Below are 19,173 nucleotides of genomic sequence, written 5' to 3'. Positions count from 1 at the left end.
TTCAGTGATCCCGTGATCAAGGTGATGGCCCACTGCCGCCTGGATAAATGGGGCAACTGGGAAGAGTGGTTACGCATGAGGGCTTTTGACCTGCCGCCGATCGGCATGCCCCACGCGTACAACCCTGACGGGGGGATGCGTGTCCAACTGGCGTGGCAGAGGTCCTCGACATTGCAGTCATACCGGTGCGCGGCACGCTCGTTCCGCCGATCCGGCGTCCCCGCGTACCAGCAGGCAACTCCCGGACGGGCGGCTTCGGGGGAGGACTGCCCGTAATGGCTCCCGTGCCGACCACGCGTACCGGTCTCGTGCCCTCCCCGCGTGAGAGTGCCGACCCGGTGACCGCCGCGGGCACCACCGTCGACCACCTCACCGAGACGTACCGCGCGCACTACCGCTCGCTCCTCGGGCTCGCCGCGCTGCTCCTCGACGACACCGCGTCCTGCGAGGACGTGGTGCAGGAGGCCTTCATCCGGGTCCACTCGGCGCGCAGCCGCGTGCGCGACCCCGAGAAGACCCTGGCGTACCTCCGCCAGACCGTCGTCAACCTCTCGCGCTCCGCGCTGCGCCGCCGCATCCTGGGCCTCAAGCTCCTCTCGAAGCCGATGCCGGACATGGCCAGCGCCGAGGAGGGCGCGTACGACCAGCTGGAGCGCGACGCGCTGATCAAGGCCATGAAGGGCCTGCAGCGGCGGCAGCGGGAGGTGCTGGTCCTGCGGTACTTCGCCGACATGACCGAAGCCCAGGTCGCCGAGACCCTCGGCATATCGCTGGGCTCCGTGAAGGCGTACGGTTCGCGTGGCATCGCAGCCCTGCGACTGGCGATGGGGGAGCAGCAGTGAGTCCTGTGCCGGACCGGACACCGTCGTCCCCCGATCCCGAACCGACCGAAAGCGGCAGCGTGAACCCCAGCCCCACCCCCGGCCCCGAGAACGAACTCGAGCTGAGGAGCCTGCTGCGGGGAGCCGTGGAGGGCCTGGAGCCCTCCGACGGCGCGCTGGCCAGGCTCCAGGTCGCCGTGCCGCGCCGGCGGCAGCGCAAGCGCCAGGCGATGGTCGGCGTCGCCGCGGCGGCGCTGCTCGTCGGCACCGCGATCCCGGCGTTCTTCCGGGTCGCCACGTCCGCGGACTCCGCGAACCCCGCCATCGCCGGCCACGGGGAGAAGGCCCCCGAAGGCGGTACGGGGGGTGTCAGCACGAACCCCGACCTGACCGGCCCCGACGTCTTCGGGCCCACGGCGCTCGCCTCCCCGTCAGGCAAGCCGGGCAAGGGCAAGGGCGGCAAGAACGGCCGCGACGGCAAGGACCGCGGCAAGGGCGGCACCCCCAAGGGCGAGCCGGCCGACAGCGGCATCGGCAAGGGCGGCCCCAACCCGCCGGCGGACGACTCGGGCAGGACCCCGGTCTGCCAGGCGGACCAGCTGGGCGTGGCCGTGCAGGACACCCGCACCCCGGACGCGGACGGCAAGGTCTACGGCACCTTCCGGATCACCAACGTCTCGCAGAGCGACTGCGTGGTCGGCAGCGGCGGCACGGTGTCCGCGCTGGCGGCCGACCAGCGGCAGGTCACGGTCCTCGACCACACCTCGGGCGACCCGGCCACCGGGCTGCCGGACACGTCGGCGGAGCAGCGGGTGCTGCGGCTTGAGCCGAACGCGGCGTACGAGGTCCGGTTCGCCTGGGTGCCGGCCCAGTCGTGCCCGGACCCGACGTCGGTGCCGGACCCCAGCCCGGACCCGACCGCGTCGGACGGCGCGACGGACTCGGACCCGCTGGACGGCGGCGAGCCGCCGGTGGACCAGGCGGAGAACCCGTCGCCGTCCCAGGCCGGCGCGGTCTCGGTCACGCACGTGGCCGACCCCGGTGCGCCGGTGGCCACGACGACGATCCCGAACGCGTGCGAAGGCACGATCTACCGCACCGGCCTCCTACCGGCCCCCCCGACCTAACCGACCCCCGGACCCCACCCCAGCCCCGGCCCGGGGCCCCACCCCAGTCCTGGCCCCGGGCCCCACCCCAGTCCTGGCCCCGGGCCTTGCCCTGCCCAGTCCCGGCCGCGGGCTCTGCCCTGGCCCCGGCCCGACCTCTTTGTCCGGCCCTGCCTTGGCCCGGGCGATGCCCCGGCCCAGCCCTTGCCCGGGCCCGAGTCCTGTTACTGGGCATGGCCCCAGCCCTCATGGGGCTCAGCCCCGGCGTGGGTCCCGACCAGCCCCGGGCAGTGTGCCTGCTGCGGGTCCGTTCCCGTGCGGGCCGTTGCCGCTGCGCGGGGCCGGTTCCCCACCCCGCCCTTTCTCCGTTTCCCGGGGCTCCGCCCCGGCCCCCGCGCCTCAAACGCCGGCGAGGCTGTAACTGGCCCGAGGGCAGATCCAGCCCCTCCGGCGTTTGAGGAGCGGGGGTGCGGGGGCGGAGCCCCCGCAAGGGGTCCGGGCGGAGCCCTGGGGGCACCTCCCAGCGGTAGCTGGGGGAGGAACGGAGGAAGGGCGGGTAGGGGACCAGCCCCGCAGGGCTCAGCCCCGCACCGCTCCACCACCCGGCACCGCATCCGCCCCGGCACCGGCAATGCCACCCGCACCGCCAGCGGCATCGGGCACGCCAGCGGCAGCGGCAGGGGCATCGGCACCGGATGCGGCATCAGGAGCGGCAGCGGCATCGGCACCGGATGCGGCATCGGGAACCGCAGAGCCACCGGCAGGGGCACCCGCATCCGGACCCCCCACGAGGCCGGACTCCGCGTCCCGCAGGGCCTCGGCCTCCCGCCGGTACAGCCGCACCCACATGAAGACCACGAACGCCGCGAAGACGAACCACTCCCCGGTGTACCCCAGGTTCTGGAACGCCTTGAGGTCCAGCCCGGTACCCGCCGGCGCCACCGCCGGCACGGGCGTCAGCCCGCCCGAAGCCACCGGCACGGTCAGCCACGCGTCGTACAGCTCGTACGGCACCAGGTTCACCAGCGACGCCGCCGCGATCACGCCCAGCTGCCCCGCCGGGAGGCCACCCACCGCGTGGACGCCCCGGCTCGTCGAGCTCTCCGAGGCCTGCAGCGCGCCGGTCACCGTGACCCGCCCGGCAGGCGCCGCCGGCCCCTTGCCCGAAGCGGTCCCCGGCAGCCAGCCCCGTACCACCGGGACCGCCTTCCCGGCGTCCGTCCGCAGCAGCGTCAGCACGTAGTAGCCGGACTTCCCGTCCAGCTTCCGCTCCGGGACCAGGAACTGGTCGGCGTACGTGCCGCTCACGGACGCGGTGCGCCCCGAGGTCTCCTTGTCCACCGGAAGGAGGGACTCCAGCGGGGCTGCCGGGCTCTCCGCGGCGGGGCGGGGGGCCGTGGCCTCGCGGTGGCTGTCGACGCGGTCCTCGAACCGGCCGAGCTGCCAGGACCCCATGAAGAGGCAGAAGGGGACGGCCAGCACGACGAAGAGGTTGATCCCCCACCAGCGCGGGGTCAGCAGAAACCGGTGCACCCCACCACGGTACGGGGGGTGCACCGGCGGCGGTCCGCGGGGTCAGCCCGCGGCACCCCCGGCGGCGCCCCCGGCGACACCCCCCGCGTACCCGCCCGCCGGCGCACCCAGGTGCTTCAGGGCGAAGTCGATCTCCATCCGCACCTGCCTGATCCGCTCCTCCACCACCAGCGAACCGTGACCCGCGTCATACCGGTACACGTCGTGCACCGCGCCCCGCGCCGCCAGCCGGTCCACGTAGTTGTCGATCTGCCGGATCGGGCAGCGCGGGTCGTTCACGCCGGCCGCGATGTGCACGGGCGCCCTGACCGCGTCCACGTACGTCAGCGGCGACGAGGCCGCGAAACGCTCCGGCACCTCCTCCGGCGTCCCGCCGAAGAGCGTCCGGTCCAGGGCCTTCAGCGCCTCCATCTCGTCGTGGTACGCCGTCACGTAGTCGGCCACCGGGACCGCCGCCAGGCCCACGGCCCAGGCGTCCGGCTGCGTGCCGAGCCCCAGCAGGGTCAGGTAGCCGCCCCAGGAACCGCCCGACAGCACCAGCCGCGCGGGGTCGGCGAGCCCGGACGACACCGCCCACTCCCGCACCGCGGCGATGTCCTCCAGCTCGATCAGGCCCACCCGGTGCTTGAGCGCGTCCGTCCAGGCCCGCCCGTACCCGGTCGAGCCCCGGTAGTTGACCCGCACCACCGCGAAGCCGTGGTCCAGCCAGGCCGCCGGAGCCGCCGCGAAGGCGTCGCTGTCGTGCCAGGTCGGCCCGCCGTGGATCTCGAACACCGTCGGGAAGGGGCCCTCGCCGCCGGCCGGCCGCTGCGCGAGCGCGTGGATCCGTCCGCCGGGCCCGTCCACCCAGACGTCCTCCACCGGCACCGAGCCGGGGGCCTTCATGCCCGGCGGGTCGAGCACGACCGCGCCCGTCGTGGACCGCACGGAGGACGGCTGCGCCGCCGAGGACCACAGGTACTCCACCGTGCCGTCGGGCCGGGCGGTCGCCCCCGAGACCGTGCCGGGCGGGGTGTCCACCCGGGTCAGCGCGCCGGTGTCCGGCTCGTACCGCCACAGCTCGCTGCGCGCCTCGTGGCTGTGCGCCACCAGCAGCGCCGAGCCGTCCGGGTACCACTCCGCGCTCACGTCGCCCGGCAGGTCCAGCACCAGGTCGGTCTGCGTGCCGGTGGCCACGTCCCACACCATCGGCTCCCAGCGCCCGCGCCGCTGGTGGCCCACCAGCAGCCGGGTGTCGCCGGCCACCGGCGCGAAGCCCAGCACCTCCAGGCCGAGTTCCCGCGTGCCGCCCTCGGTGTCGTCCAGCTCCGCGACCGTGGTGCCGTCCAGGCGGAGCACCCGCAGCGCGGCGTGCATGGCGTCGCCGTGCTCGGTGTGCTCGATCGCGATCAGCGTCCCGTCGCGGGAGAGGTCGCCCACGCCCGCCGACTCGCGGTGCCGGTAGATCTCCACCGGGTCCGTGCCGGGCCGCCAGACGTGGACGGTCGAGCCGTCCTCGTCGGTGGACCGGCCGACGACCGCGCTGCCGTCGCGCCCGATGGCCAGGCCCGCCGGGTACGAGGGGGCCAGCCCGGGGGTGGCGGGCTCGTCGGGGCCGCCACCGAAGGGCTGCCGCATCCAGACGCCGAACTCGTCGCCGTCCTTGTCGGAGAACCACCAGATCCACTCGCCGTCCGGCGAGAGCGTGCCGTCCGTGGTGCCGTTGGGCCGGTCCGTGGCCTGCCGGCGCGTGCCGGTGGCGCGGTCCCAGGCGTACAGCTCGTAGGTGCCGGTGGCGTTGGAGACGAAGAGCGAGCGGTCCGGTGCGTCCTCGGCCCACTCCGGCAGGCCGGTCCGCGGCGCGCGGAAGCGCTTCTCCCAGTCGGGCATCGTGGTGTCGTCGGTCATGTGCCCATTCTGTCCGCACTCGTTCGTAGGGTGGTCGGCATGCGGATGATCGTGCGGGGCGCGCGGCTCTACGCCGGCGACGGACAGGTGGCCGCGGGACCGGCCGACGTACTGGTCGAGGACGGCCGGATCGCGAGGGTGGTCCCGTACGCGGAGCCGCACGAGGACCCGCACGAGGGGCGGTACGAGGAGCCGCCGCCGGGCCCGGACGGGCTGCCGGGCGCCCGGCACGGCACGGACGGCCTCGCGGAGGCCCGTACCGACTCCCGCACCCGCGTGATCGAGGCCTACGGCGCCCTCCTCGCCCCGCCGTTCGTCGAGCCGCACATCCACCTCGACACCGCCCTGACCGCCGGCGAGCCGCGCTGGAACGCCTCGGGCACCCTCTGGGAGGGCATCGCCTGCTGGAGCGAGCGCAAGGAGACCCTCACCCGCGAGGACGTGGTCGACCGGGCCACCGAGGTGCTGCGCTGGCAGGCCGCGCAGGGCGTGCTGCACGTCAGGACGCACTGCGACGTCACCGTCCCCCGGCTACCGCCGGGAGGGGCCCCCAGGCTCCTGGCCCTCGACGCCCTCGCCGAGGTCCGCGACCGCGTCCGGGACGTGATCGGCCTCCAGATCGTGGCCTTCCCCCAGGAGGGCATCCGCTCCTTCCCCGACGGCGAGCGGCTGATGACCGAGGCCGTGCGCCGGGGCGCGGACGTGGTGGGCGCCATCCCGCACTTCGAGGACACCCGTGAGGACGGGGTCGAGTCGCTCCGCTTCGCCTTCGCCCTGGCCGAGCGCGAGGGCCTGCGGGTGGACGCGCACTGCGACGAGATCGACGACGAGCAGTCGCGCTTCGTGGAGGTGCTGGCGACACTGGCGCTGCGGTCGGGCCTGCGCGACCGGGCCACCGCCTCACACACCACGGCGATGGGCTCGTACAACGGCGCGTACAGCTACAAGCTCCGCCGGATCCTGGCGCGTTCGGGAATCGGCCTGGTCTGCAACCCCTTCGCGAACCTCGGTCTCCAGGGCCGCTTCGACGCCTACCCCAAGCGCCGGGGCCTCACCCAGGTCAAGGAGATGCTGGCGGCCGGGGTGAACGTGGCCTTCGGCCACGACGACGTGATGGACCCCTGGAACCCGCTCGGCACCGGCAGCCCCCTCCAGACCGCCCTGACCGGCGTGTACGCCGCCCAGCTCACCGGCGCCGAGGAGATCGCCACGGCCTTCGCGATGGTCACCGACCGGGCCGCGCGGGTGCTGGGCCTGGGGGAGGAGTACGGCATCGCGGAGGGCCGCCCGGCGAACTTCGTGCTGCTGCCCGCCGGTTCGCCGTTCGACGCCGTACGCCGCCAGGTGCGGCCGCGGTACGTGGTCGCGCGGGGCCGGGTGGTCGCGGAGACCCCGTACCAGGCCACCCGGCTGGACTGGCCGGGCGAGGAGGGCGAGATGATCGACTTCGTACGGCGGCGCGACGCCGCCGCCTGGCAACGGCTATAGGGGGAGAGGACGATGGAACCGACGGGTGCGGGGATCCCGGGCGTGGAGGTCCCGGGCGGCGCGGCCGCCGAGGCGGCCCGGATACTGGCCGCGGAGTACGCGGACGAGGCGCTGTTCAACCACTCGGTGCGCTCGTACGCCTTCGGCGCCGAGTACGCGCGGCAGCACGGCATCGAGTACGACCGGGAGCTGTTCTACGTCGCGGCGCTGCTGCACGACCTGGGGCTGACCGTGCCGTTCGACAGCCACACGCTGCCCTTCGAGGAGGCCGGCGGCCACGTGGCGCGGGTGCTGACGGCGGGGCTCGGCTGGCCGCTGGAGCGGCGCGAGCGGGCGGCCGAGCTGATCGTGCTGCACATGCGGGACGACGTGACCGCCGAGGAGGACCCGGAGAGCCACCTGCTCCAGGTCGGCACGAGCGCGGACGTGTCGGGGCTGCGGGTCGGCGCGTTCGCCGCGGAGTTCACGGCGGCGCTGCTGAGCGTGTACCCGCGGGCCGGCTTCGGCCCCGCCTTCCTCGACCTGGTCACCGAGCAGGGTGTCCGCAAGCCCGGCTGCGCCGCCGCGCACCTGGTCGCGGGCGGCGTGGCGGCCCGCATCGCGGCGAACCCGCTCGACGCGGCACGGGACTAGCGTCGTAGGCCGTACGGCCCACCGGGCTGGCCGACCCGCCCGGTGGCCCCGCAGGCTGGGGCTGTGTACGAAGACCTGCGCGCCGTGTACGTGAACTGCACCCTCAAGCGGTCCCCCGAGGTCAGCAACACCGAGGGGCTGATCGCCAGGAGCCGGGCCGTGATGGAGGCCAACGGCGTCACCACCGAGCTGATCCGCGCCGTCGACCACGACATCGCGACCGGCGTGTGGCCCGACATGACGGACCACGGCTGGGAGAGCGACGAGTGGCCGGTGCTGTACTCGCGGATCATGGCCGCGGACATCCTGGTGCTGTGCGGGCCGATCTGGCTCGGTGACAACAGCTCGGTCATGAAGCAGGTGATCGAGCGCCTCTACGCCTGCTCCTCGCTCCTGAACGAGCAGGGCCAGTACGCGTACTACGGCCGCGTCGGCGGCTGCCTGATCACCGGCAACGAGGACGGGGTCAAGCACTGCGCGATGAACGTCCTCTACAGCCTCCAGCACCTGGGCTTCGTGATCCCGCCGCAGGCGGACGCGGGCTGGATCGGCGAGGCGGGGCCGGGGCCGTCGTACCTGGACGAGGGCTCGGGCGGGCCGGAGAACGACTTCACCAACCGGAACACGACCTTCATGGCGTGGAACCTGATGCACCTGGCCGGGATGATCCGCCGGGCCGGCGGCATCCCGGCGCACGGCAACCAGCGCTCGGAATGGGACGCGGGCTGCCGCTTCGACTTCCCGAACCCCGAACACCGCTGAGCCCCCGGGTCTGGGGCCCGTGGCCTGGGGCCCGTGGCCTGGGGCCCCGGGGCCGCCGGCTACTGACGGGCCCGCCGTGCGGGCCGCGGGCTGTCCACAGGTGTGGACAGCTCCCCCTCGGCCAGCAGCCTCAGCCCCTTGAGGAGCGCCGTCCGGTCGGCCTCGGGGAGGGCGGCGACCGCGTCGCGGTGCACGCCGTCCACGATCCGCTGGCTCTGCGCCGCGACCTCGGCGCCCTTCTCGGTGACGGCGATGATCCGGGCCCGGCGGTCGGTGCCGGACGGCCGCCGCTCGGCCAGTCCGGCCTTCTCCAGCGCGTCCACGGTGACGACCATCGTCGTCTTGTCCATGTCGCCGATCTCGGCGAGCTGGATCTGGGTGCGCTCCTCCTCCAGGGCGTGCACGAGCACGCAGTGCATGCGCGCGGTCAGCCCGATCTCGCCGAGGGCCGCGGCCATGCGGGTGCGCAGGACGTGGCTGGTGTGGTCGAGCAGGAAGGAGAGGTCCGGCTCGGTCCGCCGGGGGGCCATGGCAGTCATGGGTCCAGCCTAACGAACAGTCCCGTCGGAAATCGTCTCTCAATAAATCGTCTGCAACAGATCTATCTGCTACGGTCTCATCCATCAGCCACGTGCGTCCCCGACGGGAGAGACCATGTCCGCGCCCTCCACCACCCCCGCGCCCGCCGCCCCGGACCCAGCCACCTCGGCGTCCGCCGCCCCGGACCCTGCCATCCCGGAGTCCGCCGCCGGCGCGCCTGCCGCGCCACCCGCCCCCGGGGGCCTCCGGTCCCGCTGGACCGCGCTCGGCGTGCTCTCGACCGGCATGCTGATGACCATCCTCGACGGCAGCATCGTCACCGTCGCCCTGCCCGCCGTCCAGGAGGACCTGGGCTTCTCCGCGGCCGGTCTGAGCTGGGTGGTCAACGCCTACCTGATCGCCTTCGGCAGCCTGCTGCTCCTGTCCGGGCGGCTGGGGGACCTGATCGGCCGCAGGCGGATGTTCCTCGCCGGCACCGCCGTCTTCACCGGTGCCTCGGTGCTGGCCGGCCTCGCCGCCTCCCCGGCCGTGCTGATCGCCGCCCGCTTCCTCCAGGGCGTCGGGTCCGCCGTGGCCGGCGCGGTGAGCCTCGGGATCCTGGTCACCCTCTTCCCCGAGGGCCGTGAACGGGCCCGGGCGATAGCGGTCTTCTCCTTCACCGGCGCGGCCGGAGCCTCCCTCGGGCAGGTGCTGGGCGGGGTGCTGACCGACGCGCTCGACTGGCACTGGATCTTCTTCATCAACCTCCCGATCGGCCTGGCCGCCCTGCTGCTCGCGCTCCCCGCCCTGCCGGCCGACCGCGGGCTCGGGCTGCGCGCCGGGGCCGACGTCTGGGGCGCGCTGCTGATCACCGGCGGTCTGATGCTGGGCATCTCCACCGTCGTCGGGGCGGAACGGTACGGGTGGACCGCCGCCCGGACCCTCGGCCCCGGTGGCCTCGCCCTGGTGCTGCTGGCCGCCTTCGCGGTCCGGCAGGCGAAGGCCCGTACGCCCCTGCTGCCGCTGCGGATCTTCCGGTCGCGGGCCGTGGTCGGGGCCAACCTGGTGCAGATGCTGATGGTGGCCGCGCTGTTCGCGTTCCAGGTGCTGGTGGCCCTGTACCTCCAGCAGGTGCGGGGCTACGGCGCCGCCGCCACCGGTCTCGCGCTGCTGCCGGCCGCGGTCGCCATCGGTGCCGTCTCGCTGGGCGGCTCGGCCCGGCTCGCCGCCCGCTTCGGCGAGCGCAACGTCCTGCTGGCCGGTCTCGTCCTGCTGGTCGGGGCGCTGGGCCTGCTGACCCGGCTGCCGGTGCGGGCCGACTACGTGACCGACCTGCTGCCCGTGATGCTGCTGGCCGCCGGCTTCGGCCTGGCCCTGCCCGCCCTCACCACCCTCGCGATGTCCGGCGCGGACGAGCGGGACGCGGGGCTCGCGTCCGGCCTGTTCAACACCACCGGCCAGATCGGCATGGCGCTCGGCGTCGCGGTCCTGTCCACACTGGCCGCCGGCCGCACCCGCGGCCTCACCGCCGCCGGCCACCCGGCCGCCGAGGCCCTGACCTCGGGCTTCCGCCTGGCCTTCGCCGCCGGCACCGCCCTCCTCGCCCTGGCCGCGGCCGCCACCCCGGCCCTCCTCCCCCGCCGCACCCCGACCCCCTGACCGACAACGCCTTCTTGACGCACGACTCCTCCCACTTGAGCATGCTCACGCCAACAATCAAGGAGGACCCGTGCGCTCATCCCGTACCTTGACCGCCCTTTCGGCCCTGGCCGCCTCCGCGATCATCGCGACGGCGACGGGCTCGGGCACGGCCCACGCCGACGGAGACGCGTGGCGTACCAACCCCGAGCTCTGCCGGTCGGGGTGCAGCACCGACGCGAACTACATCCGCTTCTGGCAGACGGTCCTCTGGGCCGACAACGTGAACGGTCAGATCACCTCGACCGGCTTCATCGACGGCCAGTTCGGCCCCAACACGGAGACCCGGACGAAGGACTGGCAGGGCATCCACCTCGACTGGGACGGCGACGCCCTCCAGAAGGACGGCCGCGCGGGCCCGCGGACCTGGTGGTCGGCCCAGTACACGTACAACAAGAACGTCTGCACCTGGGACTCGGCCGGCAACAAGACCTGCACCTTCTACGGCACGGCCCGCCAGTTCAAATGGGGCGTCCCGAATGCAGCCTCGAACGACTGGTGGTTCATCAACCCCCGCACCGGCACCAAGGTCACCCTCCAGGCCTGACCCCAGCACAAACGGAAGAGCCACCTAGGAGATCTCCTAGGTGGCTCTGACCTGGTACTGCTGAGTCGGGGTGGCGGGATTTGAACCCACGACCTCTTCGTCCCGAACGAAGCGCGCTGCCAAGCTGCGCTACACCCCGATCGCCGCCGGGCGGTTCTGCTTGCCGTGGCGACATCGATTACTTTAGCGGACCCTCGCCCGGAGACGAAATCCGGTTTTCGGCGGCCCTCAGGGACAGCGGGCGGAGGTCCGGGCGGAGGCGGTCCGCGAGGACCAGGAGCAGGGCCAGCGAGTAGAAGGCGAGGCCCAGGACGACCGCGTTCACGGCGACCTGGGCGTAGCCGTACCGGGCCGCGTCGATGAAGGGGTACGTGTAGCGGGTCGGCGTGCCGGGGGCCAGCAGGGCGCCCCTGACCAGGGCGAAGCCCACGTACACCAGCGGGTACGCCAGCCAGAGGGCGGCCAGTCGCGGGGTGAACCGGCGCGGGGCGGTCAGCAGCGCGAACTCCAGGACCGCACCGAGCGGGGTCACGGTGTGCAGCAGCTGGTTGGCCACCGCCCGCGCCCCGGTGAGCTTCGCGATGTCGTCCGTCACGTTGAACGGGCTGGCCGGGTTCGCCAGCACCAGGTGGTAGACGAGCCCGGTGATCAGGATGAACAGCAGCACCCCGCCCGTCACCAGCGGCGGCAGCGGTGCGCGGCGCCGCCAGGTGCGGGCCGCGCAGGTCCCGTAGACCACCGCCACCGCGATGTTCGTCCAGATCGTGAAGAAGCTCAGCACGACCGGGACGCTGCCCTGGACGCACTCGATGGTGACGCCGGCCAGCGCGGCCAGGGCGATCAGGGCGCGGAAGGCCGTCGGATACGCGGGTGCGATCATCCGGTCAACGTACTGCCGCGCGTCACTCCGCGGGCGTCAGCGTGAGGAGTGTCGCCTCGGGCGGGCAGGCGAAGCGGACCGGCGTGAAGCGGTTCGTGCCGCAGCCCGCGGAGACGTGCAGGTACGCGCGGTTGCCGGCCAGCTCGTGGGTGGACAGCCCCTTCACCCGGTCGGTGTCGAGGTCGCAGTTGGTCACCAGCGCCCCGTAGAAGGGGATGCACAGCTGCCCGCCGTGGGTGTGCCCCGCCAGGATCAGGGGGTAGCCGTCGGCGGTGAAGGCGTCGAGGGCCCGCAGGTACGGGGCGTGGACCACGGCCACCGAGAAGTCCGCGTCGGCGGCCGGGCCGCCCGCGACGTACTCGTACCGGTCGCGCTTGATGTGCGGGTCGTCCAGGCCCGTGAAGGCCAGTTCGAGGTCCGGCAGCTTCAGGCGCCCGCGCGTGTTGGTGAGGTTGACCCAGCCGGCCGCGTCGAAGGCGTCCCGCATCTCCTCCCACGGGTTGTGCACGGCTCCGACCACCGGCTTGTTGCCGTTCAGCCCGTGCCGGCCCTGCACCTTCTCGATGAGGTAGCGGCCGGGGTTGCGCAGCCGGGGCCCGTAGTAGTCGTTCGACCCGAAGACGTACACGCCGGGGAACTCCATCAACGGGCCCAGCGCGTCCAGCACCTCGGGGACGCCCCCGGTGTCGGAGAGGTTGTCACCGGTGTTCACGACGAAGTCGGGCCGCAGCCCGGCCAGCGACTGGAGCCAGGCCCGCTTCTTGTCCTGGCCGGTGACCATGTGGATGTCGGAGACCTGGAGCACCCGCAGCGGGCGCATGCCGCGCGGCAGCACGGGCACGGTGACCCGCCGCAGCCGGAAGGACCTCGCCTCGAAGCCAGCGGCGTAGGCCACGCCGGCCGCGCCGACGGCGGCGATTCCCGCGGCGACCTTCAGGGGTACTCCGTAACGCGCGTGCATGGTGCTTATCGTCGCAGACGCGGGACGCGCCCCGTGCCCGGCGAAACCGGGGGGCGCCGCCGGGCACTCACCTGGCAGACTCGACCCATGACCACGCTCAAGTCCAAGCTGCAGGAAGACCTCACGACCGCCATCAAGGCGCGTGACGAGCTCCGCTCGGCCACGCTCCGGCTGACCCTCGCCGCGATCACGAAGGAGGAGGTCGCCGGCAAGGTCGCCCGAGAGCTCTCCGACGACGAGGTCCTCAAGGTGATCACCAAGGAGGCGAAGAAGCGCCGCGAGGCCGCGGACGCCTTCGCCCAGGGCGGTCGCACCGAGCAGGCGGCGCGTGAGACGGCCGAGGGCGAGGTCCTGGCCGGGTACCTGCCGAAGCAGCTCAGCGACGACGAGCTCACCGCGATCGTCACCCAGGCCGTGGAGGAGGCCCGCGCCGCCGGCGCCGAGGGGCCGCGCGCCATGGGTGCCGTCATGAAGATCGTGAACCCGAAGGTGGCGGGCCTGGCCGAGGGCGGCCGTGTCGCCGCCGTCGTGAAGCAGCTGCTGGCCGGCTGACCGGCGTACGCACGCCAGGCGGCCGGCGCACGGAGCCGGCCGGGCCGCGGATGGAACGAAAGAGGGCGGGCGCCCGGCTCCAGGCCGGGCGCCCGCCCTCTTTGCGTCGTCCGTCGCCCGCGGCTACGGCTCGCGCGTGATCACGGCCGGGTCGATCCCGAAGCCGGGGATCGGCAGGGTGCCGCCGTCGACCGGGCCGCCGGTGGCGGGGTCGTCGTCACCGCCGGTGTCACGGCCGGAGTCGCCGTCCCGGTCGCGTCCGGGCTTGCCGTCGTCCTTCTTGCCGGGCTTGCGCTTGCCCGGCTTGCCCTTGCCGCCGGCGCTCGGGTCGACCGGCTCGGGGATGTGGACCGTCTGGAACTGCATCACCTCGCGGCCCGCCAGCGCGCCCTCGACCGCGTCGCGCCAGATGGGGCCGGGGACGCCGCCACCGAAGACCTTCTCGTAGTACTGGCCGCCGATGTAGATGTTCTCCATGGGCACCTTCTTGGCGCCGCCGGAGCCGACCCAGACCGCGCCCGACAGGTTCGGCGTGTAGCCGACGAACCAGGCGTTCTTGCGCTCGTCGGTGGTACCGGTCTTGCCCGCGCTGTCGCGGTCGCCGAGGCCGGCCTGCTTGCCCGTACCGGAGTCGACCACGCCGCGCAGCAGGGTGTTGATGGTGTCGGCGGTCCGCTCCGACATGACCCGCTCACAGCTGGACTTCGGCACCCGCAGGGCCTTGCCGTGGGCGTCGGTGATGGACTCTATGGCGACGGGGGTGCAGTAGACGCCGCGGTTGGCGAAGGCCGCGTAGGCGTTGGCCATCGTCAGCGGGGACATCTCGCCGGTGCCCAGCGCGATCGAGGGCACCTCCTTCAGCTTCGAGCCGTCGCCCTGGATGACGCCGAGCTTCTGCGCCATCTCCGTCACCGGGCAGACGCCGATGTCGCTGATCATCTGCACGAAGTAGGTGTTGACCGACTTGGCCATCGCCTCGCGCAGCGCGTACGGGCCGACCTCGGACTCCGTCTCGTTCTCCACGCGGTCGCCGGTGTTGACCCAGGTGCCGCCGTTGCAGGTGCGGACCGGGCTCGGGTAGTCCATGTCGTACGGCGAGGAGTACGTCTTGGTCGGGGGCACGCCCTGCTCGATGGCGGCCGCCGCCACGAAGGGCTTGAAGGTCGAACCGGTCTGGAAGCCGAAGTTCGAGCCGCCCATCTTCTTGTTGACCGAGAAGTTGATCTGGGTCTCGTTCGTGCCGAAGCCGTACGGCTTGGACTGGCCCATCGCCAGCACGCGCCCGGTGCCGGGCTGGACCAGCGTGACCGCCGTCGCGACCTTGTCGTCCTGGTTGACGTGGTCCTTGATGGAGTCGTTGACCGACTCCTGGGACTGCGGGTCCAGGGTGGTGCGGACGGTCAGGCCGCCGCGGTTCCAGACCTTGGCCCGCTCCTCCTTGGTCTTGCCGAAGACCGGGTCGGAGAGGAACACGGCGCGGACGTAGTCGCAGAAGAAGCCGGCGCCGCTGACGGCGGTGATGCAGCCGTTCTTGGGCCGGGTGACCTTCAGCTTGATCGGGGTGGCCTTGGCGCGGTCCGCCTCGGCCTGCGAGATGTCCTTTATGTCCGCCATGCGCTGGAGGACGGTGTTCCGGCGCTTGGTGGCCTCCTCCGCGTCGTTCACCGGGTCGTACCGGCTCGGCGACTGGACCAGCCCGGCCAGGAGCGCGGACTCCTCCAGGGTGAGGTCGGCGGCGGGCTTGCTGAAGTAGCGCTGCGCGGCGGACTCGACGCCGTACGCCTGCTGGCCGAAGAAGGTGATGTTGAGGTAGTTCTCGAGGATCTTCTTCTTGCCGAGTTCCTCCTCGACCTGGATCGCGTACTTCAGCTCGCGCACCTTGCGGCCGAGGCTCTTCTGCTGGGCCTCCGCCACCTTGGCCGGGTCGTCGCCGGCCTCCTCGACGAACACGTTCTTCACGTACTGCTGGGTGAGCGTGGAGGCGCCCTGCGCGGCGCCGCCCTCCTGCGCGTTCCGGTTGACCGCGCGCAGGATGCCCTTGAGGTCGATGGCCCCGTGCTCGTAGAAGCGCGAGTCCTCGATCGCGACGATCGCCTTCTGCATGTACGGGGAGATGGCCGTGAGCGGCACGACCTTCCGGTCGCGCGAGTAGACGGTGGCGATCAGCCCGCCCTCGGCGTCCAGGATCCTCGTGCGCTGACTCAGCGGCGGGGTCTTCAGGTTGGCGGGGATCTCGTCGAACCCCTCCACCGTGCCCTTGGCCGCCAGCCCGAGCGCACCCGCGCCCGGGATGGCGATTCCGGCGAGCACGACACCGGCCAGGACCGAGACACCGACGAACTTGGCGGCCTGCTGGGTCCCGGTGAGACCTCCGCCCGAGCGCTTCTTTGGCATGGAGGCAGCCTAATCCGTCACCAGTGGCATTCCGCGGGACCGGGGGCCCCCGGCGGTGTTCGAGTACCAGACCGTGACATCCGGGCACGCCCGACGGCGTGACGTGCGGCACGACCGGCGCCGGGAACGACGGCACGACCGGCGCCGGGAACGACGGCGCGCGGGCACGTGAACGGCCACGCGAAGGCGGCGCGGAGACAACGCGAAGGGCCTACTGTGCCATTCGCCGGACACGCGCGCATGCCTTGGCCTAAGCTGCTCCCAACTGTCACAGCCGTGCGGTGGGACATCAACCCCTGGACGTGACATTCACCCTTCCCGAAGAGGGTGGACACATGTCCGAATTCCCCGCACCCGGCGCCCGTCTGCCGGTCCGGCTCCATGGGTTCGTCCCGAATTGCCGGAAGAGTCCGGCATGTCGCCGGGTCACTCCGTCGGGTGATCTGCCGCTTACGCATAGTCCGTTCGGGCCATTCAAGATTGGGCCCGTCGGGGGTGTTGCGCTGTGTCCGCCTTCCGTAACGTCCTCAACTGGCAGCGGTGAATATGCCGCTGCCGCCGTGGGGGAGCCTCGATTCGGGAGAGGACGGCGCCGCAATGGGCTGGGTTACCGACTGGAGTGCGCAGGCAGCCTGCCGCACTACCGATCCGGATGAACTGTTCGTTCAGGGTGCAGCGCAGAACAGGGCCAAGGCGGTGTGCACCGGTTGCCCGGTGCGGACCGAGTGCCTCGCGGACGCGCTCGACAATCGTGTCGAGTTCGGTGTCTGGGGAGGCATGACCGAGCGGGAGCGGCGGGCGTTGCTGCGCCGGCGCCCCACCGTCACCTCGTGGCGGCGACTGCTCGAGACCGCGCGCACGGAGTACGAGCGCAGTACCGGCATCCTCACCGTGGATGTCGACGAGGAGGCGGACGTCGCCTACGAGACGTACGCGGCTGCCGGGTAGACACCCGCGCGGTCCTCCTCACACCGGCTCACCAGGGGCGCACCAGCGGGTGCCCCCGCCCGCGTCAGTCCGGCTGACCGGCCGTGAGCCGTTCACCGATGGCCCGCAGCCCGGCGAGGTCGTGCACATCGCCGGGCAGGGCGGCCACCTCGGCCACCGGCACCTCCGGGTGCAGCGACGTGAAGCGGTCGCGTGTCTGCCTCTCGCGTGCGATCACCTGCATGCGCTCGGCGTGCAGGCGCAGAAGTCCTGCGGTGATGAGTTCCACGTCCGGCACGTCCGGATCCGGAACGGAACCGTCCGTACCGCGGCCGCCGTCCGGGCCGGGTGAGTCGCCGTCGGGGGAGTCGGCGCGGTCGGCAGGGCCGGCGGGGTCGGCGGGGTCGGCGGGGCCACGAGCACCAGCTTTCCCGGACTCCTGATCGACAATGCCGGTCTCTTCAAGATTCTCCGCGGCGGCCAGGGCCCGCTCGGCCGACAGCTGCCCGGCACCGCTCCCGTGCACGCGGTTCAGTACGAGCCCGGCCAGCGGCATCCGCTCCGCGGCCAGCCGCTCCACGAAGTACGCGGCCTCCCGCAGCGCGTCCGGCTCGGGCGCCGCCACCACGAGGAACGCCGTCCCCGGCGCCTGCAGCAACCGGTACGTGGCGTCGGCCCGGGTGCGGAAGCCGCCGAACATAGTGTCCATGGCGGCCACGAAGGTCTGTACGTCCTTCAGCAGCTGACCGCCCATCAGCTTGCTCAGCGTGCCGGTCATCATCGACATGCCGACGTTGAGGAACTTCATCCCCGCCCGGCCGCCGACCTTCGCCGGCGCCATCAGCACCCGGATGAACTTCCCGTCCAGGAAGGACCCCAGCCGCTTCGGCGCGTCCAGGAAGTCCAGGGCCGACCGGCTCGGCGGGGTGTCGACCACGATCAGGTCCCAGTCGTCCCGCGCCCGCAGCTGGCCCAGCTTCTCCATGGCCATGTACTCCTGCGTGCCCGCGAAGCCGGCCGACAGGGACTGGTAGAAGGGGTTGTCCAGGATCGCGCGGGCCCGCTCGCCGTCCGCGTGCGCCTCGACGATCTCGTCGAAGGTCCGCTTCATGTCGAGCATCATGGCGTGCAGCTCGCCGCCCGCGGAGCCCTCCGGGCCACCGTCCCCGGCCGCGCCGTCCGCTCCCCTGAGGCCCGCCACCGGCCGCGGCGTGTTGTCCAGCAAGTCGATGCCCATGGACTGGGCCAGCCGCCGCGCCGGGTCGATGGTCAGCACGACCACCCGGCGGCCCCGCTCGGCCGCCCGTACGCCCAGGGCCGCGGCCGTCGTCGTCTTGCCCACGCCGCCCGCGCCACAGCACACGATGATGCGCGTGCCCCGGTCGTCCAGCAGGGCGTCCACGTCCAGCGGCGGGGGAGTCCTCAGGGCACTGCTCACTCGGCCTCCACCTGCTTCCGCAGCTCCGCCGCCAGGTCGTAGAGACCGGCCAGGTCCATCCCGCCGCCCAGCAGCGGCAGTTCGTACGAGGGCAGGCCGAGGCCGCGCAGTACGGAGCGCTGCTCGCGCTCCAGCTCCACGCGCTCGGCGTGCTCCGCGGCCTGCTCCAGCAGCGGCCCGACCAGCCGCTCGGCCGGCCCCCCGCGCCGCGCCCCGCCCAGCCCCGCCCGGGACAGCGCCTGTGCGACGCCGGTCCGCAGCTCGCCCGAGGCGGCCCGCAGGGCGGCCTCGTCCAGGTGGTGCGGACGGACCATGTTCACGATCACCCGGCCCACCGGCAGCCCGGCGGCCCGCAGTTCCTCGATGCCGTCGGCCGTCTCCTGCACCGGCATCTCCTCCAGCAGGGTCACCAGGTGCACCGCCGTGTCCGCGGACTTGAGGACCTTCATCACCGACTGGGCCTGGTTGTGGATGGGCCCGAACCTGGCCAGCCCCGCCACCTCGTCGTTGACGTTCAGGAAGCGGGTCACGCGGCCGGTCGGCGGGGCGTCCATCACCACGTGGTCGTAGACGAAGCGGCCCTTCTTGTCCTTGCGCTTGACCGCCTCGCAGGCCTTGCCCGTCAGCAGCACGTCCCGCAGGCCCGGCGCGATGGTGGTCGCGAAGTCGATGGCGCCCAGCTTCTTCAGCGCCCGCCCCGCGGAACCCAGCTTGTAGAACATCTGGAGGTAGTCGAGGAGCGCGCGCTCGGCGTCGATCGCCAGCGCGAAGACCTCCCCGCCGCCCGGGGCGACGGCGATCTTCCGCTCCTCGTAGGGCAGCGCCTCCGTACCGAAGACCTGTGCAATCCCCTGCCTGCCCTCGACCTCCACCAGAAGCGTCCGCCTTCCCTCGGTCGCGAGGGCGAGCGCGAGTGCGGCGGCGACCGTGGTCTTACCGGTACCGCCCTTGCCGCTGACCACCTGGAGCCTGCTCACCCGTCGACCTTAACCAGTCGCCTCTCGCGCCGCGCACGAGCCCTCACGGC

At 72.7% G+C, this 19,173-nt stretch carries 17 protein-coding genes and 1 tRNA gene; 9 read left to right on the top strand and 9 right to left on the bottom strand.

What is annotated here, in order from left to right:
• Positions 1-152: 152 nt before the first annotated feature.
• Positions 153-842 carry a SigE family RNA polymerase sigma factor gene (locus ACIQUR_RS15990; RefSeq protein WP_403664328.1) on the top strand — a complete coding sequence of 230 codons (690 nt, stop codon included), beginning with the start codon at positions 153-155 and terminating at the stop codon, positions 840-842.
• A 59-nt stretch (positions 843-901) separates the two neighbouring features.
• Positions 902-1,948 carry a hypothetical protein gene (locus ACIQUR_RS15985; RefSeq protein ID WP_403664325.1) on the top strand — a complete coding sequence of 349 codons (1,047 nt, stop codon included), beginning with the start codon at positions 902-904 and terminating at the stop codon, positions 1,946-1,948.
• A gap of 558 nt (positions 1,949-2,506) precedes the next feature.
• Here ACIQUR_RS15985 and ACIQUR_RS15980 read toward each other — a convergent pair.
• Both ACIQUR_RS15980 and ACIQUR_RS15975 read right to left on the bottom strand, forming a co-directional pair.
• On the bottom strand, positions 2,507-3,460 hold the full coding sequence (locus tag ACIQUR_RS15980; protein ID WP_403664322.1) for an SURF1 family protein: 954 nt from the start codon (positions 3,458-3,460) through the stop codon (positions 2,507-2,509).
• 42 nt (positions 3,461-3,502) lie between these two features.
• Positions 3,503-5,347, bottom strand: coding sequence for a S9 family peptidase (locus ACIQUR_RS15975; RefSeq protein WP_403664319.1), 1,845 nt, complete (start codon positions 5,345-5,347; stop codon positions 3,503-3,505).
• Positions 5,348-5,386: 39 nt separating this feature from the next.
• On the opposite strand from ACIQUR_RS15975, the gene codA reads away from it, so the two are divergent.
• The 3 genes from codA to ACIQUR_RS15960 all read left to right on the top strand — a co-directional run bounded on the left by codA (position 5,387) and on the right by ACIQUR_RS15960 (position 8,230).
• Complete coding sequence (gene codA / locus ACIQUR_RS15970; RefSeq protein ID WP_403664316.1) at positions 5,387-6,835, top strand: cytosine deaminase; 1,449 nt, start codon at positions 5,387-5,389, stop codon at positions 6,833-6,835.
• Between the two features lie 12 nt (positions 6,836-6,847).
• A complete protein-coding gene (locus ACIQUR_RS15965; RefSeq protein ID WP_403664313.1) occupies positions 6,848-7,468 on the top strand; it encodes an HD domain-containing protein in 621 nt (206 codons plus the stop codon).
• 63 nt (positions 7,469-7,531) lie between these two features.
• Positions 7,532-8,230 (top strand): flavodoxin family protein, encoded by a 699-nt coding sequence (locus tag ACIQUR_RS15960; protein ID WP_403664310.1) that lies wholly within the window; start codon positions 7,532-7,534, stop codon positions 8,228-8,230.
• Positions 8,231-8,289: 59 nt separating this feature from the next.
• Here the strand turns inward: ACIQUR_RS15960 and ACIQUR_RS15955 are convergent, their stop codons facing one another.
• Complete coding sequence (locus ACIQUR_RS15955) at positions 8,290-8,769, bottom strand: MarR family winged helix-turn-helix transcriptional regulator (RefSeq protein WP_403664307.1); 480 nt, start codon at positions 8,767-8,769, stop codon at positions 8,290-8,292.
• A 115-nt stretch (positions 8,770-8,884) separates the two neighbouring features.
• Between ACIQUR_RS15955 and ACIQUR_RS15950 the strand changes: the two genes are divergently transcribed.
• Both ACIQUR_RS15950 and ACIQUR_RS15945 read left to right on the top strand, forming a co-directional pair.
• Positions 8,885-10,408, top strand: a complete 1,524-nt coding sequence (locus ACIQUR_RS15950) for an MFS transporter (RefSeq protein ID WP_403664304.1) — start codon at positions 8,885-8,887, stop codon at positions 10,406-10,408.
• A 70-nt stretch (positions 10,409-10,478) separates the two neighbouring features.
• A complete protein-coding gene (locus ACIQUR_RS15945; RefSeq protein WP_399947001.1) occupies positions 10,479-10,994 on the top strand; it encodes a peptidoglycan-binding protein in 516 nt (171 codons plus the stop codon).
• Between the two features lie 65 nt (positions 10,995-11,059).
• Here the strand turns inward: ACIQUR_RS15945 and ACIQUR_RS15940 are convergent.
• From ACIQUR_RS15940 to ACIQUR_RS15930, 3 genes are all read right to left on the bottom strand, one after another.
• Positions 11,060-11,133, bottom strand: a tRNA-Pro gene (locus ACIQUR_RS15940).
• Between the two features lie 39 nt (positions 11,134-11,172).
• Positions 11,173-11,874: a Pr6Pr family membrane protein gene (locus ACIQUR_RS15935; protein WP_403664301.1), complete on the bottom strand. Its 702-nt coding sequence runs from the start codon at positions 11,872-11,874 to the stop codon at positions 11,173-11,175.
• A gap of 22 nt (positions 11,875-11,896) precedes the next feature.
• Positions 11,897-12,835, bottom strand: a complete 939-nt coding sequence (locus ACIQUR_RS15930; protein ID WP_403664298.1) for a metallophosphoesterase — start codon at positions 12,833-12,835, stop codon at positions 11,897-11,899.
• Between the two features lie 87 nt (positions 12,836-12,922).
• On the opposite strand from ACIQUR_RS15930, the gene ACIQUR_RS15925 reads away from it, so the two are divergent.
• Entirely contained in the window at positions 12,923-13,387 is a 465-nt protein-coding gene (locus ACIQUR_RS15925; protein ID WP_403664294.1) for a GatB/YqeY domain-containing protein, read from the top strand.
• 123 nt (positions 13,388-13,510) lie between these two features.
• On the opposite strand, the gene ACIQUR_RS15920 is transcribed toward ACIQUR_RS15925, so the two are convergent.
• On the bottom strand, positions 13,511-15,781 hold the full coding sequence (locus ACIQUR_RS15920; protein ID WP_403664291.1) for a transglycosylase domain-containing protein: 2,271 nt from the start codon (positions 15,779-15,781) through the stop codon (positions 13,511-13,513).
• Between the two features lie 597 nt (positions 15,782-16,378).
• On the opposite strand from ACIQUR_RS15920, the gene ACIQUR_RS15915 reads away from it, so the two are divergent.
• Positions 16,379-16,729, top strand: a complete 351-nt coding sequence (locus ACIQUR_RS15915; RefSeq protein WP_403664869.1) for a WhiB family transcriptional regulator — start codon at positions 16,379-16,381, stop codon at positions 16,727-16,729.
• A gap of 64 nt (positions 16,730-16,793) precedes the next feature.
• Here the strand turns inward: ACIQUR_RS15915 and ACIQUR_RS15910 are convergent, their stop codons facing one another.
• Both ACIQUR_RS15910 and ACIQUR_RS15905 read right to left on the bottom strand, forming a co-directional pair.
• Positions 16,794-18,146: an ArsA family ATPase gene (locus ACIQUR_RS15910; protein WP_403664288.1), complete on the bottom strand. Its 1,353-nt coding sequence runs from the start codon at positions 18,144-18,146 to the stop codon at positions 16,794-16,796.
• The gene (locus ACIQUR_RS15905) at positions 18,143-19,123 is read right to left on the bottom strand and encodes an ArsA family ATPase (RefSeq protein ID WP_403664285.1); all 981 of its coding nucleotides are present in this window, start codon (positions 19,121-19,123) and stop codon (positions 18,143-18,145) included. The genes ACIQUR_RS15910 and ACIQUR_RS15905 overlap by 4 nt, the downstream gene beginning before the upstream one ends.
• Positions 19,124-19,173 lie beyond the last annotated feature (50 nt).

The sequence above is a fragment of the Streptomyces sp. NPDC101132 genome (assembly GCF_044759225.1).
In the GTDB taxonomy this organism is placed as follows: Bacteria; Actinomycetota; Actinomycetes; order Streptomycetales; family Streptomycetaceae; genus Streptomyces.
Note: the sequence above shows the minus strand (reverse complement) of the source record. Positions and strands in the feature narration are given on the sequence as shown.

Bases quoted from the DNA above. Each gene is read 5' to 3' on its own strand.
- ACIQUR_RS15975 (WP_403664319.1), bottom strand. From the start codon at position 5,347: ATGACCGACGACACCACGATGCCCGACTGGGAGAAGCGCTTCCGCGCG.
- codA (WP_403664316.1), top strand. From the start codon at position 5,387: ATGCGGATGATCGTGCGGGGCGCGCGGCTCTACGCCGGCGACGGACAG.
- ACIQUR_RS15965 (WP_403664313.1), top strand. From the start codon at position 6,848: ATGGAACCGACGGGTGCGGGGATCCCGGGCGTGGAGGTCCCGGGCGGC.
- ACIQUR_RS15955 (WP_403664307.1), bottom strand. From the start codon at position 8,769: ATGACTGCCATGGCCCCCCGGCGGACCGAGCCGGACCTCTCCTTCCTG.
- ACIQUR_RS15950 (WP_403664304.1), top strand. From the start codon at position 8,885: ATGTCCGCGCCCTCCACCACCCCCGCGCCCGCCGCCCCGGACCCAGCC.
- ACIQUR_RS15935 (WP_403664301.1), bottom strand. From the start codon at position 11,874: ATGATCGCACCCGCGTATCCGACGGCCTTCCGCGCCCTGATCGCCCTG.
- ACIQUR_RS15930 (WP_403664298.1), bottom strand. From the start codon at position 12,835: ATGCACGCGCGTTACGGAGTACCCCTGAAGGTCGCCGCGGGAATCGCC.
- ACIQUR_RS15925 (WP_403664294.1), top strand. From the start codon at position 12,923: ATGACCACGCTCAAGTCCAAGCTGCAGGAAGACCTCACGACCGCCATC.
- ACIQUR_RS15920 (WP_403664291.1), bottom strand. From the start codon at position 15,781: ATGCCAAAGAAGCGCTCGGGCGGAGGTCTCACCGGGACCCAGCAGGCC.
- ACIQUR_RS15915 (WP_403664869.1), top strand. From the start codon at position 16,379: ATGGGCTGGGTTACCGACTGGAGTGCGCAGGCAGCCTGCCGCACTACC.